The following is a 17,666-nucleotide window of genomic DNA, read 5'->3' on the forward strand; positions in this document are numbered from 1 at the left end:
AAATCATCTTCGATGCACTAAAATGAATTCCTTTCCTTATGGCACAACGTTAACTGCAAAACTGTTTCGGTAACCTTTTTCTATGGCGCAACGCGCCGGGTTCTACTGGTATTTCTCATACTGGCGGTATTGTTGGCAGGTGGCTGCTGGCTGGTGCTGCGCGGGAGCTTGCCGCAGTATGCCGGAACAGTGAATGTAAAGGGCCTGTCTGCTCAGGTCACTGTCGAGCGCGATGCGCTGGGTAGCGTGACTTTGCACGCGCAGGATCGCCATGATCTGGTTTGGGCGCTTGGTTATGCCCATGCGCAGGAACGCTTCTTCGAGATGGATCTGATGAGACGACAAGCAGCCGGTGAATTGGCAGAGTTGTTCGGACCGGCAGCCTTGCCGGCCGACCGCAAAGCGCGGAGGCACCGCATGCGCTCGCGTGCATCGGCGGTATTGCAAGAATTGCCGACCGGCCAGCGGCAGCTACTCGACGTATATCGCGATGGGGTAAATGGAGGCCTGAACGCGCTCGCTACGCGGCCGTTCCCATATCTGCTGACGCGCACGCTCCCGGTTGCGTGGCGCACTGAAGATAGCATACTGGTCGTCAATGCGATGTATTTCACGCTAAATGACGGAAGTAATTTTCGCGAGCTTGCATTCTCTACCATGCATGCAACATTACCCGAAGCGGCTTACCGGTTTCTCACCGCTGGTGGCGGTGAATGGGATGCGCCACTTCTCGGCACCGCATCCCAGTGGCCACGAACGCCTTCCGCGGATGAGCTCGACCTGCACAAGCTCGACCCCGGCCTTTTGCGCGATACCGAGGATCACAGCGATAATTTGCCCGGCAGCAATAGCTTTGCCGTGGCCGGCGAGTTGGCTGCGGGCGCCGCGCTAGTCGCCAACGATACGCATCTGGAACTGCGTGTTCCCAATATCTGGTTCCGTACCCGTTTGATCTACCCGAACTTGCGGCGTCCCGGGCTTGACCACGACATTATCGGGGCCAGCCTTCCTGGCACGCCCGCAATCGCAGTCGGTTCGAATCGTCGTATCGCGTGGAGTTTTACAAACAGTTATGGCGATTTCACGGACTGGGTGCGGGTCAGGCTGGACCCGGCGGATAAATCGAGGTACCGCAACGCAACCGGGTGGAACTCCGTCACCGTTCATCGCGAAACCCTGCATGCGCGCGGCGCGCCGGATGAGGCACTCGATATTTATGAGACCGAGTGGGGACCAATACTCGCGACTGACCACGACGGCGTGCCGCTTGCGCTCGCCTGGACTGCGCACCAGCCCGGCGCGATCAATATGGAGCTCGCCCAGCTGGACGGGGCGGAAACCGTGGATGAAGCCGTCATGATTGCCCAGAATGCGGGCATTCCCGCCCAAAATTTTATTGTCGGTGACCGCGAGGGCAATATTGCCTGGACCATTGCCGGGCGTATTCCAGTCAGAACCGGTGGTTATGATCCAACAATGCCGGCAGACTGGAGCGAGCCGGGTATGGGGTGGAGCGGCTGGCTTATGCCCGCCCAGTACCCATTGATCGTTAATCCGCCCCAACAGAGACTGTGGACGGCGAATGCACGTACTGTCGACGGCCTTATGCTCGACCGGCTCGGCGATGGAGGCTATGACCTCGGTGCCCGCTCGAAGCAGATCCGCGATAGTTTACGCGGAAGCGGGCATTTCTCACCCGCAAGCATGCTGGCAATCCAGCTGGACGATCGCGCGTTATTTCTGGAGCGCTGGCGGGGACTTCTCGAACTGACGCTGAACCGTGCAGAAACGGCGCCTTGGCAGGCCGAAATGCAGCAAGCGCTCCGCGATTGGGATGGACATGCCTCGACATCGTCGGTTGCCTATCATCTGGTCCGCACATTCCGCCGGGAGGTTACCAATAGAGTACTCGACGGTTTTGCGGCAGCAGTGCGCAGTCAGTCGCCAGATTTCGTGCTGCCAAAGCTGAATCAAGCCGAACACGCTGTGTGGACCTTGATCGAGCAACGTCCACGACACCTGTTGCCGCCTGCTTATGCCCACTGGGAAGACTTGTTGGGCAGCTCTGCCAGACGCGTGGCGGAGCGTATGCGAAGCCAACGGGGCGGCATAATGGCTCGTAACTGGGGTGAGCGTAACACCGCCCGCATCAGGCATCCACTCAGCCGTGCTCTACCTGACTTTATCGGAGTATGGCTGAATATGCCAAAGGATGAGCTGCCCGGCGACAGCAATATGCCTCGGGTGCAGGGGCCGAGCTTCGGGGCCGCAAATCGTTTTGCAGTTGCCCCCGGTAATGAAGAACGAGGTTATTTCGAAATGCCCGGCGGACAGAGCGGGCACCCTTTCTCACCCTATTATGGCAGCGGGCATGCCGATTGGGTTAACGGCATACCCACTCCATTTCTCCCGGGACCACCCGAACAGGCACTGCACCTGCATCCGCTTGAGAAAACGCCGTAATTGGGGGCTGAAACCCTGTTACTTCATTTTCCCCATGAAGGCCGGTTACGATTTTCCACCGGCTTAAGCATTTTCTCTTTGCCGGCATGGATTCGTCCGGCTAGACGGCGCGTCCAACTCCAATTCACCAGAATGATGCTTCATCAGTAGCTGCACACAAACCGGTCAAGCCGACTAGACCAGCGGCGAGATTGGCAGCGTAAAAAACGAAAGTCATGACTCGCACCCATTTGACAACCGACTGAGCGTTGTCTATATAAATAAAGAACGGGCACTTGTGTTATTTCTGCTTCGGCTTTGCATAGCTTTGTATAGCCCGATATAACTCGACGCGAAGGAGCTATCATGAACAAGTTTTTTCCCCTCTTGCTCACTGCAGCTTTTGCCGCTACCGTCTGGATACCACCCGCGCTTGCGCAGTTGCAAACCAAAATCGTCGCCACCGGTTTAAGCCGGCCCTTGTTCGCTACTTCACCCAATGGCGATTCGCGGCTATTCATTGTAGAGCAGGGTGGATTGATCAAAATCCTCGAGAACGGGGCGGTGCGTTCCACTCCATTTCTCGATTTGTCCGGCTCGGTCAATACCGACGGCGAGCGCGGCCTGCTCGGTATGGCGTTTGATCCGAATTTCGCGACCAATCGCCGCTTTTATGTCGATTATATAGACAAGACAACGCTCAACACGGTCGTCGCCACTTATCAGGCCAGCGCGGCGCAACCCAATATAGCGGATGCCGCAAGCGGGCAAACGGTAATCACCATCGCTCAACCAGCCGGGCTCAACAATCACAAGGCAGGTTGGATCGGTTTTCGCCCCGGCGAGGCCGCGAACCTTTACATTGGCACCGGCGACGGCGGATCTCGCGATGATCCTCAGAATCGCGCACAGAATCTTTCCGAAAATTTGGGAAAAATGTTGAGGGTAGATGTATCGACCGATCGTTTGCCTAACGATGCTGCGCAATATGGCTATGCAATCCCTGCGGGCAACCTTCCTGGCGGCAACCCGGAAATCTATGCTTATGGGTTGCGCAATCCATACCGGGACAGCTTCGACCGGGAAACCGGCACGTTTTATATTGCCGACGTCGGACAGGATAATCGCGAAGAGATCAATATTGGCACCGCTGGCGCCAATTACGGATGGCGCAAGTTCGAGGGCACACGGTTAAATTTTCCTGATGATCCGTCGCTTGCGCATCATACATTGCCAATCTTCGAATATGACCACAATGGCGGCGGTGCCTCGATCACAGGTGGCTATGTTTACCGTGGGTCGGCGATCGATGGGCTGGACGGCACTTATTTCTTCGCGGACTTCATTAACGACAAGGTGATGTCTTTCCACTTTACCGGCGCGCCCATTACAAATGCCGATGTTACCGATCGCACCGCCGAATTGCTGTCTCCTAACGGTATTTCAGGTGGCATCTCCTCATTTGGCGAGGATGCTGCCGGTAACCTGTATCTGGTGAGCATCAATGGTCAAGTGGGAATGATCACCGCCATACCCGAACCGGAGGGTTGGGCTATGATGCTTGCAGGCATGGCCCTTGTCTCGCTACGCGTGAGGCGCTTCGCTAAGTGCAAGACACAAAGAAAAAGTAGTGGTCGCGCTCGGGTAGCGTGAAATAATCGTCCGCCTTATTGTCGCAACGAACGTGCCGGACTGAATACCGGAAAGCAATACCATTCCTGCACGGGCACAAGCCGCTAGCCGCCAGCTTTCCAGGCAGGAGTTATAGAGCTATCGCTTCCCTTACGACACAATCAAATACCCGTATTAATATAATTTCAAGACTCGGACAGCGCTTCGGAGACAGGCCCGATATCGGCGTCCTCGACGCCAAAGGCCCCGAGCGCCACGATCCCTACGAGCCGTTGATCGTCGTCCACTACCGGCAAGCGTCGAATCTGATGCTCCCTCATGATCTGGGCTGCATTACCTATAGAATCGTCCTGATGCGCCCAGACAGGCTCATTGGACATGACATCCCGAACTTTAAAGCTCGGGCCCTGGCCTTCGGCGACCGCGCGAATTATGATGTCACGGTCGGTTATCACACCAAGCATTTGGTCTTCTTCTCCCACAGGCATCAGGCCAAAATCCCCATCGCGCATCTCTTGCGCTGCTTCCTCGATTGTTGCGTCCGGGCTGATGGTGTGCACGTCCGGAATCATCACATCGCCAACTGTTCGCATGTCAATCTCCTCCTTTGGAGCTAATACGAGACCAGAGATATTAAATTCAGCGTAGTGTTGAAATTCAGCAGTTTCTGTACGGCAGCGCACACATCCTTAGAGGCCGGCCTCCTCGATATCCAATTATTTGTGTAAAAGGCCGATGCTAACGCACAACGCTACCCTTCATATTTCGATTCTAGCTAACTTGGACACGCTTCTTCCCGCCTACTACTCTAGGCAGTGATCCTCGAAAATTTTCTACTCTGCGCTACCAATCACCCACTCACTTAACCCTTACCAGCGCTTCAATCATCCTTGATCAGTCTCTTGGCGCTGCTACTTGCGCAGACGAGGAAGGTTAATACCAGCACGACAATTTAATCTCCGCCGTCAGACAGCGGGACGCTACCATCCTGGGGGCGACGAACACGCTCAACTACTACTCCTCGCCCGATCGGTTGGCCGGGCGCTACCTCCGCCCGAACTGGAGGAGGCCCGTCATTTATTGCGTTTCAATCCTCGCCCGCTCGGTTGGCCGGGCGCTACCGCGGCGCGGTCTACGTCGCTATCGAACTTGAGCGTGTTTCAATCCTCGCCCGCTCGGTTGGCCGGGCGCTACACTGTTACCGGCAGAACGCCACCCGTTGACACGTTGTTTCAATCCTCGCCCGGTCGGTTGGCCGGGCGCTACCAATGTCGTACCCGGCAATTATGACAAGGTGAATGTTTCAATCCTCGCCCGGTCGGTTGGCCGGGCGCTACAACTTTGGGGTAATGGAAAATGATGCGTCAAATAGGTTTCAATCCTCGCCCGGTCGGTTGGCCGGGCGCTACCACAGCCCATATGACCAGGATAGCGATATACCTGTTTCAATCCTCGCCCGGTCGGTTGGCCGGGCGCTACGGTGCGGTATGCGGAATGATCGGCATGTACGCGAGTTTCAATCCTCGCCCGGTCGGTTGGCCGGGCGCTACTCCTGCTCGTGTCCGCGCTCCATGTGATCGTTCGAGTTTCAATCCTCGCCCGGTCGGTTGGCCGGGCGCTACATTGATACAGGATCGCCCATCTGCAGGCGTTTCTGTTTCAATCCTCGCCCGGTCGGTTGGCCGGGCGCTACGCCCTGCAATGCGATGCGGTGGCCGTGGCGATGAGCGGTTTCAATCCTCGCCCGGTCGGTTGGCCGGGCGCTACCTAACAAGGTTTGTAGCGCTTCTACGGTGTCATGTGTTTCAATCCTCGCCCGGTCGGTTGGCCGGGCGCTACATCCTTTCTTCTATTTCCTTGATGCGGGCACGTTGGTTTCAATCCTCGCCCGGTCGGTTGGCCGGGCGCTACTATGCGGTCGAAACTGCTTAAAAACTAGACGATTGAGTTTCAATCCTCGCCCGGTCGGTTGGCCGGGCGCTACCATGTCCGGCAGCGCGACTTCACCCGCCGCAGGCGGTTTCAATCCTCGCCCGGTCGGTTGGCCGGGCGCTACAGTGGCTAGTATGTGGGTACATCGCCGCACCATTGGTTTCAATCCTCGCCCGGTCGGTTGGCCGGGCGCTACATTTTAAAGGTCATAAAATCATGGTCAAGTTTCTGAAGTTTCAATCCTCGCCCGGTCGGTTGGCCGGGCGCTACGTTTTGGTCGCGCAAGTAAATGGAGAGGGCAAAAGTTTCAATCCTCGCCCGGTCGGTTGGCCGGGCGCTACCGGCATTGGCGGCCAGGCGGATGTATTTTGTGTAGTCGTTTCAATCCTCGCCCGGTCGGTTGGCCGGGCGCTACTTCGCCCGCCGTTCCGTTACTGAATTCGACGAAATGTTTCAATCCTCGCCCGGTCGGTTGGCCGGGCGCTACCTCTTCGGAAAACGTGCGTTTCTTCGGCACGACGGGTTTCAATCCTCGCCCGGTCGGTTGGCCGGGCGCTACCACGAGTTTTTTGGTTATCTCGCGCAGCCTGAAATAGAGTTTCAATCCTCGCCCGGTCGGTTGGCCGGGCGCTACGGGTGGCTGCAAGGCGGGCTAGGTGGTGAGTACAAGGTTTCAATCCTCGCCCGGTCGGTTGGCCGGGCGCTACCATCACAATCTATGCGATCAGTCAGCGTTGGTCAGTTTCAATCCTCGCCCGGTCGGTTGGCCGGGCGCTACACTTTCCACACGCCGCGCAAATCGCGCAGGCAACGTTTCAATCCTCGCCCGGTCGGTTGGCCGGGCGCTACAAGGATCACGGGAACCAACGTCAACGTACCAGATTGTTTCAATCCTCGCCCGGTCGGTTGGCCGGGCGCTACTGAAAAATCAAAGCCGCGTTTACAAAAGATACGTGTTTCAATCCTCGCCCGGTCGGTTGGCCGGGCGCTACTGCTGGTTACAATGGCGTCTAATAATATCGAGCGTGTTTCAATCCTCGCCCGGTCGGTTGGCCGGGCGCTACCAAAAATCCCAACCATCTGATCTCCTTTCCATAGCGTGTTTCAATCCTCGCCCGGTCGGTTGGCCGGGCGCTACCATCCGCTTTTTCCTTAGCCTTTCTGTCTGCAAATGTTTCAATCCTCGCCCGGTCGGTTGGCCGGGCGCTACAGAAGAGCTGCGTCGGAAAAGTCGTCGTAATCAGGTTTCAATCCTCGCCCGGTCGGTTGGCCGGGCGCTACCAATTTTGTGGGCGGCACTGTCGTTTACAACAATATGTTTCAATCCTCGCCCGGTCGGTTGGCCGGGCGCTACGCGCACCAGCAAGCCCTGCGCAGGAAGCGTTTTGGTTTCAATCCTCGCCCGGTCGGTTGGCCGGGCGCTACGCTCTACCAGAAGTTCCTCTCCATGAACTATTCCCAGGTTTCAATCCTCGCCCGGTCGGTTGGCCGGGCGCTACTGAAGAACTACAGGCATTATCCATCAGCCGAGAAGTTTCAATCCTCGCCCGGTCGGTTGGCCGGGCGCTACATGAGGTGTACGCTACTTGGTACTTTTACGATATGTTTCAATCCTCGCCCGGTCGGTTGGCCGGGCGCTACCAAGAGGTTTTCCTTGGTATCAGTCCTGTTTGATGTTTCAATCCTCGCCCGGTCGGTTGGCCGGGCGCTACGCGGAGTCAACCGCGATCACGCCGAAGTCAGTCGGTTTCAATCCTCGCCCGGTCGGTTGGCCGGGCGCTACGGTACAGCTACAACTACATAATAAAATGATGAATTTTTCTACAAATACGCGAACCCCTTGCTCCTAGTCTAAATAAGGGTCTGAAACATGAAATTTGGGCAAAATTAGTCATAGATACCAAATGTCTAGCGGAAGCGCGAACCTAGCGCGACTTCGCCGCAGCTTGAGGTTCGCGCTCTTCAAATGATCAAGGGTCCCTCAAAATCTACTGCCTTGAAATTCCCATATTCCTTCACATGCAGTTCGACTGGCTCAGTCAAACGGTATATGCGTAGATTGTCCTCTTTCTGTTCGATCTCTGCTAATAACCTTCGCTCCAGCTCTTCATATTGCATTAGATTAACTTTGCATTCGAACACCGATTTCTGGACGCGCTGCCCCATCCCTTCGCATACCTTCGCTACTCGCCGCAGCCTTCTGCGCCCTTCCCTGGTTTCAGTGGAAACATCGTAAGTTACTATGATAAGCAAGGCTATCTCGCTAAGAAAGGCAGGTATCCATCCATCTCGCCGCGTATGGTTCTCGCCATGAAACGTGCTTGAAGCTGTGGCAATAAACCTATCGATATTCTGGTTTGAAGCAGTGGGTGGGTAATTTCCTCCTGTTTGCGCTCCTGATATGCTATCACTACGGCCTTCCTGGCATCGCCCTCCAAATATACCGCCCCGCCTTCGCGTTCCTTGAGATCGTTTGCGGTAATCTGGCCACGATTGATCAAGGTCAAAGCCAGTCGATCCGCCAGAATAGCGCGAAATTCTTCCATCAAGTCGAGCGCCAATGCTGCTCTTCCGGGTCGTACAGCATGGAGAAAACCCAATTGAGGATCAAGCCCTACGCTCTCCAAGGCAGAACGGCAATCATTCATCACCATTGAGTAAAGAAACGATAACAGCGCATTAAGGCGATCGCGAGGTGGACGGCGAGAACGTCCATTCATTGTGAAAAATTCGCGTACGTTGCGCCGCACCAGGCACGACAATGCGGAGAAATAAATCTTTGCAGCATCGCCTTCGATTCCGCGCAACATATCAAGATCACCAGTTACCGGAATGTTGCGGATGGAGCGAGCTAAGGAATCGGCGGCAACGCTTAGTACTTTCTGGTCTTGTGCTTCGTCCGCTTCACGGGCGCCACGCATCAGCACCTGGCGTGAATTCCGTAGCTTTCCAGCAATTACCGCCTGCGCTGTTGAAAGCGCAAACTGCCCATCGGCAGCCGCGCGATGCTGTGCCTGCCTCAGCAAGATATTGCCACTTGTGGCGCCCTCCAGTCGCGCCTTGAAGCGTCCGTTATGATCAAGCAATACCAGACTGATACCGTCATCGGCACAACGATGCATCAAAGCGGGGGAAACCATAATATTGCCGAAGCAGACCACCGAACCAAGATGATGCAGCGGAACTTGCATTTTCTTTTGACGCTCCACATCTATGCGCAACGTGTCGTTCTCCAGATGCACGTAGGCATGAGGTGTCATGACATAAAGCGTATTCAGGATTTGTCGCATATTGTTTAATCAGGTACAAAAAGAGATGACAGCAAGGATATTTGCGCTGGTTTAGCCATTAACGCTTCCGGCTGGCAAATATCCTTCAATGAACACTCCTTGCAACGCACGTCGTTTACGGGAAGCGGCAGCCTGCCGGAAGCCAGCAGGCCGCGTACCGCTACCGTTATTTCTTCCACCTGATGGCGCAATGCATCTGTTATCGCTACCTCTCGCCGACGGCGGGACGTGTGGTGATAAATTGCGCCACGTGGAACTGGTTTACCCGTCATTTCTTCCAGGCAGATGGCCTGTGCGGCAAGCTGTAAATCATCATGTACTTTAGCTTTACGTGGGCCATGCTTGGTCTCCACGGGATAGATACTGCCATCATGGCGAAATTCGACAGCATCGCATCGCCCTGCTAATCCAAGACGATCAGACCAGATTGGCAGCGCTCTCTCGACACGCGCCCCCGGTTGTGTTTCCCATCCCGGCTCATCAACACGCGCGTGAACAGCATCGCCACGCGCCGTGTGAACATTACTCGAAAACTGCTGCTCGACGTGGATCAGGGCGCACTGGCGCGGGCAGTAGCTATGATGCTGGATGGCGGAGATCATGATAATGTCATCACGCTCACCGCTATCCATCAGCTTTTCCCGAACCACTTGAAAATGAGATCATCGTGGGTCAATTCATGATGCGCTGTCACGCCGGCAAGAATAGCGGCAAGCGTTCCTACCCGGAGCGGATCATGCAATGGAACAGTTATGGTGTGCCGACTCATCGCGCCGCACGACAAGCGCATATGGCTGCAGTTTGGCGCGTCGCATGATATCCCATCTTCTCCAAAGCCTTAACCAGTTTTTTACCGGTCAAATCGCGGGGCAGCTTCATACCGTGACTAGCTTCATACCGTGATGACTTCTTCGCGTGTAAAGTGCAAGCGGATAATCCGCGGTATCTCGCCCTTATCAAAATGGCAATGGACGGCATCGCGCACCTGCCTGTGAAGGCTCTCAAGATCATCTGCTTCGGTAAAGATGGATTCACCAGGGGCGCGGGCGATGTAGCCGCCCTCGGGTGCCTCCTCCACCAGAAATAAAATTTCGTTCATGGTTTAACCCATCCGTGTAAGCGTTACACTCGGCGCAGGGGAAAGCTGGGCACCAACAGTCATTTCGTTACCATCCACCAGCACGTTATAGTCGACGAATTCGCGTGGTACCTCGACGTCGTTCTTACGCTCGATCGACACGTGGTCAAACAGGCTATGAGCGTGGGCATTGCCAAGCTGGCTGTCATGTTTAAATACATATAGCCCGCGTGTCGTCATTTCGCCGCGCGCAGCGGAGCGGTCATGCTCGAACATGTTCACGAGTGAGTCCCACAATAAATCCAAGTCATCCTCGGAAAATCCAGTCTGGTTGGCAAGATGAGAAGAGATAAAGCCATGTGCAACATACAAGGCGTAAGGAACGGTATGCTTGCGGCCCATAGTGCGATTGTCGCCCCCCTGTTTTTCCGCTTCTGCCTCGGTCGCAACCGCCATGCGGGTGATTGAATGCTCCAGCGCGACGATGGGACTAACCGAACGGGCAAATGTCAACTGCACCGGGCCGCGCACCTGCCCACAATTGGGCGCGGATTTCAGAGACATCACGGCGCCAAAGGTTCGAATATCATAGAAAGTCTCACACATCTTTTCTCTGCCACGCTCTGTTTCATCGCCAGTAGGTTTGCGGGGTTTTGCCTCAGCTAATGATTTATTGAGGAAGGCCTGCATCTTCTTTGATAAGTCACTCTCTTTGATTGCTTTCTTAGCTTCTTTTTTATCTAGTACCCCTGATACCAAAAGAAGAATTGGCTTATCCTCGTCATTAGTATCGAACGATAACCCCTCGGGCAACTCGGCTTCGGCAAGCTCTTCGGCGATATCAACTGGAATAGGAATGCTCGCATCCTGGCCCAACTTGATACCCAATTCCTGAAAAGCCGTAGTATGTGCCCTCCCCAATACCGCTTTCTCCTTCACATATATGTCATAGCCATGTTTATATTGATGCTTTATTGAGACGTAATTGCGGATTTTTCGCTTTATACAAACATCGGTTACTAGCCCTTTTCCAGTTTCAGGGTCCAGACGAGGCAAGTTACCTGCATCGGGATCACCATTGGGATTGCCATCTTTCACATCGAATAGTAAAACGAAGTCGTAACGATTATTCAGTGCCATGATTCTTTATTCTCCCTGGTTATTGGATGAGGTGGACGCGGATTTGGTAAAAAAGGCTTGTCGTTGGTGGTAATACCCAATGGCAAAACGTCCCTGATCGGCCAAGATCAGATGCGAAGGAAAATCAATAATTTTGGACATTATTTGACCGATGAGTTTCTCAAAGTAACGTTTACGCCCCTCTCCCAGCTTTGCAAGGTGGTGATTCTTCAGTTTCATTAGGTTGGCGAATACTGTGCCCGGTGTGCATGAAGCAGCCCCATAGAAGCGGTCGCGTATAGTGGCGCCAGGGTTGACCGCTTCCTCCTGTACTTTTTCCAGCACGGCAAATAGACGCCCAATACGGTACCCGGGATTACTGTTATTTTCATCGAGTGACACCTTGACCTCCTTCTCTTGAGATTGCAAATATCGCATCTGCCGGTTAAGGCAGGCTTTTATGAGGGCGGCACGCGGATAATTAACCTCCCGCTCTGCGCGAAGACGACGAATGGCCGACTGCAATAATGATTGCGGATAAGGTAGCCCGCTTAAAATAGAGCGCATGAATTCTCCCGCGAGATTGGGCGTAATATTGTCTGATTTTCCTTGCGTAGCAGTAGACAGCAATAGCCGAAAAAGTGAGAGATGAGGCTTTTCAAAACCAGCATGAATAATTTGCAGATCGTCAAAGTGCTGCCGAATCCGTGCTGACATCTCAGCAATTGTGCCAATCTGCCAAAAACGGATACTTACGCGTGCCGCATTCGGCGCGAGACCAAGAACGTAAAAGCGGATATTGCTGTCGTTGGTAAACGCGCCTGTCACGGGAGATTTGAATAGCGCCTCAATGGCTCGCGTTTGTTTCGACGGATCGTCTTTAGGTGGCTCATCGAACAAATCAGCAAAAATATCTTCCAACTGAGTTTGCGTTTCGGACCAAAACACGGTTGAAGCATCACCGACCTGGATACGCTGTTTACTCCCTTTGCTCAACAAATAATTGAGCGCTGTGGTATAGGCGAAGGCCGCACGCTTTCCAACCGGAGCATTCGCTCCCTGCTCCTTACCGAAGGAGTTAAAAGCATCCTTGTTGAATGAGACGATATTCGCACCGCTGGTTTGCGCATCACGAACACCTTTGATAGCCGTATGCAAGCGCTCGAAGCTGTCAGGTTCACCACTAATCAAGCATGTTATTTGCGCTGCAGCGCCACCTGTGTTTTTTCCAAGTGCATCCCTAATAGCGGGACGTTGACATACCAATTCGCGATCACCCTGCAAGCGGAACGTCAGGATCGCATTGCTTTCCAGGATTTCTGGCCAGAGCATGTCGGCTTCCAGCCGTGCTTTATTCGAAGTATTAAAAAAAAGTGTTACAGCTTTTAGTCCGACATCCGCTATAAAAGAGAACTTTTCAAGCCGTACTCTGAACGCAGCATGTTGTTGCCGGACTCGATCTGGTTTACCTCGGCTTGTTACCCCCAGCACGTATTCAGCGTTATCCCATAGCAAATTGGCAGCAATGCCAGAAGCTCTCTTCTCGCCCTGAGGCACAAGAAAATTCTGCGGAATTCTCTTCTTCCCTTCAATACTACGAGTATCTTCGATTTGTATTATTTGGCCGGCACTATCGAGCTCAATTACAAAGGGAACACCTTTGGTCTCAAAGCCAAGGCGGGGCAAATCTGGTTTGCGCTCGTAGTAATCGCATAACGATTGGAGAATCATCCCCGCACCTCCACATTAGCTAAATCGAGAACGCCATTTTTCAGGTCTGCACGGAAGAAACGTGGGGTTGGACTGGCGCGATTAGTGTAGTCCATGTCATACAGCATCCAGCCAAGATCACGACTTTCCGCAATAGGCGCAGATGTAGCGTCGAGTTTATCAACAAGGTGGAAAGCAGCACTAAACTCTCGGCAACCTAAATAGGGCTGATTTACACACTGGCCTTTGCTGGCACGACGCTCGAACATGTCCAAAAATTTGCCGGGAGTATTATTCTCGCCTGCGATGGGTAGAAGCTCAAACCCCGCATGGATACGGTAGGCGACATCACGTAGGAATAGCCCCGCCCGCTGCTGACGCTCATCTTCTATATAAAGTCCGAGGTTGCCGGTGCCGCTAGTCATGGCTGTCCGCACGTTGCGCGACGACACCACGGCCCCAACCTCATTACGCCGCAAGGTAATCCATCTGATTGGCTTCAAAACCTCGATCTTCATCACCTGCCATCGTATTGCCGGCTTCCACAAGATCGATTCAAATACCGCACGCGCCGCGGAAGGTGTAATAACGTCATAGCTGACGCGCTCCACCTTCATCTCGGGTCGAGTAAAACAGCCAAAATCGCCTCTCACTTCCAGGCAAAATATCTTCATGCTTTTTCCTTGGTTCATGTTCATGCAACCAGCTCATCGGGCGCTATGCTGCCGTCTATGACTACGCCCAGGGATTCATCATAAAGCCGGTCGCCCACTTGAGCGTATATGCCCCGTATCAGATGCACATCACCCTGTTTTTCCAATTTTAAAAATAAGTGCCTGGGTATATTCACGGCATAGCGTTGCAACTTACGCATCAGATATCGCGTCGGCCCGACGTGTGCCAATTCTTCAAAAAGTGCCGGGCTTTTTTCGTACCACACCAAAATGGTCTGATAGGCGCTATCGTCAATAAGCCGAAATCTCTCAGCAGCCGTGCGAAATTGAATCTGACCATCATGCGCATCGCAAGTAAGCAAATCGGTAATACCCTGCTTATCCAGCGATGGCGCACGCACGTAGAGATGTTCAAAAAACTGGCTAGCCAGATTACGCCTCAAAATATTCCGATCAGAACCCGCCAACAGACTCAATGAAATCTGAGCCGCTTGCCGCAACAGGCCGGGCGGAGCTGGGGTGGGCGGCACAAACACCACAACTTGTCCCCGACTATTCAACTTGCCTTCGCGATTGCACCTTCCTGCTGCCTGAGCAATGGAATCCAATCCGGCCAGGGCACGATAAACTACTGGAAAATCCAAATCTACTCCGGCTTCGACCAGTTGCGTGCTAACAACGCGCACCGGCTCTTTCCGCTTTAATCGCGTCTTGATGTCGGCAATGACACGGCTGCGATGTTCGCCACACATCAATGCGGACAGGTGCAGAGTAGCTTCAGGCATAAGTTGGTAAAGTCGGCGCGCGTCATCACGGCGGTTTACGATGCACAGTACACTGGGATGTTGAACTAGCTCATTAGCCAGGCTGTCCCAGCTGCGTGGGGTGGTCAGGTCGCTGGGAACATGAACCTCTACTCGTTCCAGCGCGCCATACAGGACATCGGGATCGTCAATAATTTCGCAAACACTATCCAGGCCACGAAATGGCTGCACACCAACAGAGTGAAACGACTCAAGTTTTGGCTGTGTGGCGGTCGAGAGTACAAACGTTACACCATAGTGAACCGCTAACAGGTTTATCACATCCGCAACAGGTTGCAAGAACTCTGGTGGCAGCAACTGAGCTTCATCCAATATCACTACACTATTTACGATGTTATGCAATTTGCGGCAGCGGCTGGTCCGGGCAGCAAATAACGACTCGAAGAATTGGACGTTAGTCGTTACGATGATTGGAGCGTCCCAATTTTCGGTTGCCAAACGGGAACGGGCGTCTTCATCTTTGTCCGGGTCTAGATTGGCGTGGGCTCAACTACGTTCTCACCAAATATCTCGCGAAATATTCCTGCAGTTTGTTCAATAATGCTGGTGTAAGGAATAACGTAAATCACTCTCTGCTTGTTCTGATAGCGGGCATGCTCCAGAGCAAAAGCCATGCTTGCCAATGTTTTACCGCCGCCGGTAGGAACGGATAGCGAAAATATCCCTGAGGGTAGCACCGCTTTGTCGCGGCATTGGCGCAAAATTTGATTACGAATGACATTAACTTGCGTTAAATCAGCTTGCGAAGTCTTTATTAGCATGTGGTTGTTAAAATCAGCCATCAAGCTTCCAAGTGGGCGATAGCCCGCACGAGTAGCTGCCTTTTCCGCGCTCATGAACATTTCAGTGTCCAAAAAATCCGCATCCACGAGGCAGGAAAACAGCATTCGTAGCCACAGCGCCAATCCGGTTGCCCCACCCGGTGGTTTACTTGACGGCGTTATGCCTGGATTGGAAATTGCGGATGGAATTATCGAGAATGGCAGTTCTGCTAAATGTTCCTTGGCTTCCAGACGATATGCCAGCGCCGCCGCTCCCGTTTCGATTGAGAACCAATCTGGCAATCCGGCATGGTGCCCCGCAATCAAGTAAGCCAAAAATCTTCCCTTTGCGCCCATCCTTTCACAAGCGTAGATTGCGCCTGCCGAAGAATGGTTTACTCGCCCCGGCAAACCTTCAATATGAGCATCTTGCCGGTCGTAACCACTGGCGGACTTTATGTAAATCTGGAAGCGCGCCGAATACTTACCCAAGTCATGCCATAATCCGGCAAGCGTCGCCCATTCTGCACTATTGAATGGCTGAGCAAACTCACCTGCCAAGCGCGAAACCTCTCGCAAATGCTCTTCCAACGAGTGTTTATGCCAAACACCATCGTCATCTTTTCTGACGTGAGCCATATGCGTTGAGCCATTACTGTTTTCGTCACTTCGACTTTCATTTATCATTTTGGCTTTTATTCGAGCATTATGTTTTGCGCTACAGCAGCGATAGCCTTATCCGTGAATAGCAGAGCTTCTGATACTATGCGACATTGATTTTGCTATAGCAATTAGACTAAAGTACTACTCGAAAAGCTGAGATGTCCGTACATCCTCAAGCCCAAGCATTGCATCGAGGTGTAGCGATGAATGTCATTTCACCTCATTGATGGGTTCCCGCTACGCTCCCACCCATCCTACTGAGCTACTAAACAACTAGGGCAGCCTATTAAGCACCTGCCCAACTTAAACTCCAATTGCATTTCTTCAGGATTGGTCAGCTCTTGCCCTCTGGAAATCCGAAGCTTCCCGACTGGTAAGCCTATTTCAGGAACACAACGTCTTGACCTTAAGGTTGCACAACAGGTAATGTTCGCCCCTTGTTAATTGAGCGGCTTTGGATTCCATCGTTGAGTACTGACCCGGTTACACATGAGCTCCTGCACGATATCCTCAAGCAGGTTTCCCGTTCGTTTTATCTCACGCTGAATGTGCTGCCGGTTGGCGTGCGCGACCAGATGGGGTTGTCGTATCTCTTTGCGCGCGCAGCAGATACCATCGCCGATACGGATCTGCTCGATCGCCCGCAGCGCCTGAGATACCTTAACCAGTTCTCTTCGCAGTTCGCACATGCCGAGATTGACTGGAAGGCCATCCAGGAGATTCAGGCAGCGCTTGTTCCCCACCAGAAAGACTCTGCGGAGAGCATTCTCCTTCAGCGCCTTGCAGACTGCCTGAAATTATATGAAAAATGCTCTGCGGGAGACCGGGAGCGAATCCAATGGCTGATGAAGGTGCTACCCGAGGGGATGAAAATGGACCTGACCCGCTTCCCCGGTGAGTCCAGCGGGCAACTTGCCGCATTGTCCACGCTGGACGAGCTGGACCAGTACACTTATTATGTTGCAGGGTGCGTAGGAGAATTCTGGACCAGGATGGTCTGTGCGCACCGGCCGGCAATGGCCCGATGGAATGTCACGGAAATGTCGGCCATCGGCGTCAGATTCGGCAAAGGTTTGCAGCTCACCAATATCGTTAAAGATGTCGCCCGTGACCTGCACAACGGTCGTTGCTACGTGCCGGAGTCGCTTCTGGCGGAGGCCGGATTGAAACCGGCCGATTTGCTGGTTGAGGGCAACCTCCCCAAGTTCAGGCCCATCCTGAATCAGCTCATTGGGCTTGCCATGGAACACCTGGATCAGGGGTGGATTTACACGATATCGCTTCCCGTCTCCGAAATCCGCCAAAGATTGGCCTGCATGTGGCCAATATTACTGGCAGGGGAAACGTTGAAACGGGTCGCGGTCTCCTCCGATTTGCTCAATCCGGCCGTGAATGTCAAAGTGCCGCGCAGCGTGGTTTACCGTGTGATGGCCTTGACAACGCTTACCTGCGCCAACAGTTACGTTGCGACTTCATATTGGGATCACCTCAGAAACCAGGTTGCCTGAGCAGCGGATCTGGCTGGTGCAGCGTAGCGGTGA

The 17,666-nt window shown here is 53.5% G+C and carries 14 protein-coding genes and 1 CRISPR repeat array; of the genes, 4 read left to right on the plus strand and 10 right to left on the minus strand.

The features are described from left to right. Nucleotides 1-129 precede the first annotated feature (129 nt). Nucleotides 130-2,463, plus strand: a complete 2,334-nt coding sequence (locus BLS94_RS11860) for a penicillin acylase family protein (protein WP_256325408.1) — start codon at nt 130-132, stop codon at nt 2,461-2,463. Between the two features lie 345 nt (nt 2,464-2,808). After that, nucleotides 2,809-4,095, plus strand: coding sequence for a PQQ-dependent sugar dehydrogenase (locus BLS94_RS11865; RefSeq protein WP_090961300.1), 1,287 nt, complete (start codon nt 2,809-2,811; stop codon nt 4,093-4,095). 164 nt (nt 4,096-4,259) lie between these two features. On the opposite strand, the gene BLS94_RS11870 is transcribed toward BLS94_RS11865, so the two are convergent. From BLS94_RS11870 to cas4, 4 genes are all read right to left on the minus strand, one after another. Beyond that, nucleotides 4,260-4,667, minus strand: coding sequence for a CBS domain-containing protein (locus tag BLS94_RS11870; protein WP_090961302.1), 408 nt, complete (start codon nt 4,665-4,667; stop codon nt 4,260-4,262). Between the two features lie 418 nt (nt 4,668-5,085). Beyond that, a CRISPR array of direct repeats spans nt 5,086-7,789; the repeat unit is 37 nt; unit sequence GTTTCAATCCTCGCCCGGTCGGTTGGCCGGGCGCTAC. A gap of 179 nt (nt 7,790-7,968) precedes the next feature. Beyond that, nucleotides 7,969-8,259 (minus strand): CRISPR-associated endonuclease Cas2, encoded by a 291-nt coding sequence (gene cas2 / locus BLS94_RS11875; protein ID WP_090961305.1) that lies wholly within the window; start codon nt 8,257-8,259, stop codon nt 7,969-7,971. A gap of 2 nt (nt 8,260-8,261) precedes the next feature. Next, on the minus strand, nt 8,262-9,296 hold the full coding sequence (cas1c, locus tag BLS94_RS11880) for a type I-C CRISPR-associated endonuclease Cas1c (RefSeq protein ID WP_090961308.1): 1,035 nt from the start codon (nt 9,294-9,296) through the stop codon (nt 8,262-8,264). A gap of 5 nt (nt 9,297-9,301) precedes the next feature. Beyond that, on the minus strand, nt 9,302-9,928 hold the full coding sequence (cas4, locus tag BLS94_RS11885; RefSeq protein WP_090961311.1) for a CRISPR-associated protein Cas4: 627 nt from the start codon (nt 9,926-9,928) through the stop codon (nt 9,302-9,304). A 35-nt stretch (nt 9,929-9,963) separates the two neighbouring features. Between cas4 and BLS94_RS14940 the strand changes: the two genes are divergently transcribed. Continuing rightward, the gene (locus BLS94_RS14940; protein ID WP_176767868.1) at nt 9,964-10,113 is read left to right on the plus strand and encodes a hypothetical protein; all 150 of its coding nucleotides are present in this window, start codon (nt 9,964-9,966) and stop codon (nt 10,111-10,113) included. A 75-nt stretch (nt 10,114-10,188) separates the two neighbouring features. On the opposite strand, the gene BLS94_RS11895 is transcribed toward BLS94_RS14940, so the two are convergent. The 6 genes from BLS94_RS11895 to BLS94_RS15335 form a co-directional block, all read right to left on the minus strand. Next, entirely contained in the window at nt 10,189-10,395 is a 207-nt protein-coding gene (locus BLS94_RS11895; protein WP_090961314.1) for a 2-oxoisovalerate dehydrogenase, read from the minus strand. A 3-nt stretch (nt 10,396-10,398) separates the two neighbouring features. Next, on the minus strand, nt 10,399-11,514 hold the full coding sequence (gene cas7c / locus BLS94_RS11900; protein WP_090961317.1) for a type I-C CRISPR-associated protein Cas7/Csd2: 1,116 nt from the start codon (nt 11,512-11,514) through the stop codon (nt 10,399-10,401). Between the two features lie 6 nt (nt 11,515-11,520). After that, a complete protein-coding gene (cas8c, locus tag BLS94_RS11905) occupies nt 11,521-13,224 on the minus strand; it encodes a type I-C CRISPR-associated protein Cas8c/Csd1 (RefSeq protein ID WP_090961320.1) in 1,704 nt (567 codons plus the stop codon). After that, on the minus strand, nt 13,221-13,877 hold the full coding sequence (cas5c, locus tag BLS94_RS11910) for a type I-C CRISPR-associated protein Cas5c (RefSeq protein WP_090961368.1): 657 nt from the start codon (nt 13,875-13,877) through the stop codon (nt 13,221-13,223). Before cas5c ends, cas8c begins: the two co-directional genes overlap by 4 nt. Before the next feature lie 20 nt (nt 13,878-13,897). Next, nucleotides 13,898-15,043: a CRISPR-associated helicase/endonuclease Cas3 gene (locus BLS94_RS15330; protein ID WP_256325409.1), complete on the minus strand. Its 1,146-nt coding sequence runs from the start codon at nt 15,041-15,043 to the stop codon at nt 13,898-13,900. Between the two features lie 128 nt (nt 15,044-15,171). Continuing rightward, nucleotides 15,172-16,101, minus strand: a complete 930-nt coding sequence (locus BLS94_RS15335; RefSeq protein WP_256325410.1) for a CRISPR-associated endonuclease Cas3'' — start codon at nt 16,099-16,101, stop codon at nt 15,172-15,174. Nucleotides 16,102-16,592: 491 nt separating this feature from the next. Between BLS94_RS15335 and BLS94_RS11920 the strand changes: the two genes are divergently transcribed. Beyond that, entirely contained in the window at nt 16,593-17,633 is a 1,041-nt protein-coding gene (locus BLS94_RS11920) for a phytoene/squalene synthase family protein (protein WP_090961323.1), read from the plus strand. The last annotated feature ends 33 nt before the right edge of the window (nt 17,634-17,666 follow it).

The organism is Nitrosospira sp. Nsp18 (assembly GCF_900103145.1).
Taxonomy (GTDB): domain Bacteria; phylum Pseudomonadota; class Gammaproteobacteria; order Burkholderiales; family Nitrosomonadaceae; genus Nitrosospira.

Bases quoted from the DNA above. Each gene is read 5' to 3' on its own strand.
- cas5c (WP_090961368.1), bottom strand. From the start codon at position 13,877: ATGAAGATATTTTGCCTGGAAGTGAGAGGCGATTTTGGCTGTTTTACT.
- BLS94_RS15335 (WP_256325410.1), bottom strand. From the start codon at position 16,101: ATGGCTCACGTCAGAAAAGATGACGATGGTGTTTGGCATAAACACTCG.
- BLS94_RS11870 (WP_090961302.1), bottom strand. From the start codon at position 4,667: ATGCGAACAGTTGGCGATGTGATGATTCCGGACGTGCACACCATCAGC.
- BLS94_RS11895 (WP_090961314.1), bottom strand. From the start codon at position 10,395: ATGAACGAAATTTTATTTCTGGTGGAGGAGGCACCCGAGGGCGGCTAC.
- cas1c (WP_090961308.1), bottom strand. From the start codon at position 9,296: ATGCGACAAATCCTGAATACGCTTTATGTCATGACACCTCATGCCTAC.
- BLS94_RS11865 (WP_090961300.1), top strand. From the start codon at position 2,809: ATGAACAAGTTTTTTCCCCTCTTGCTCACTGCAGCTTTTGCCGCTACC.
- cas4 (WP_090961311.1), bottom strand. From the start codon at position 9,928: ATGGATAGCGGTGAGCGTGATGACATTATCATGATCTCCGCCATCCAG.
- cas7c (WP_090961317.1), bottom strand. From the start codon at position 11,514: ATGGCACTGAATAATCGTTACGACTTCGTTTTACTATTCGATGTGAAA.
- cas8c (WP_090961320.1), bottom strand. From the start codon at position 13,224: ATGATTCTCCAATCGTTATGCGATTACTACGAGCGCAAACCAGATTTG.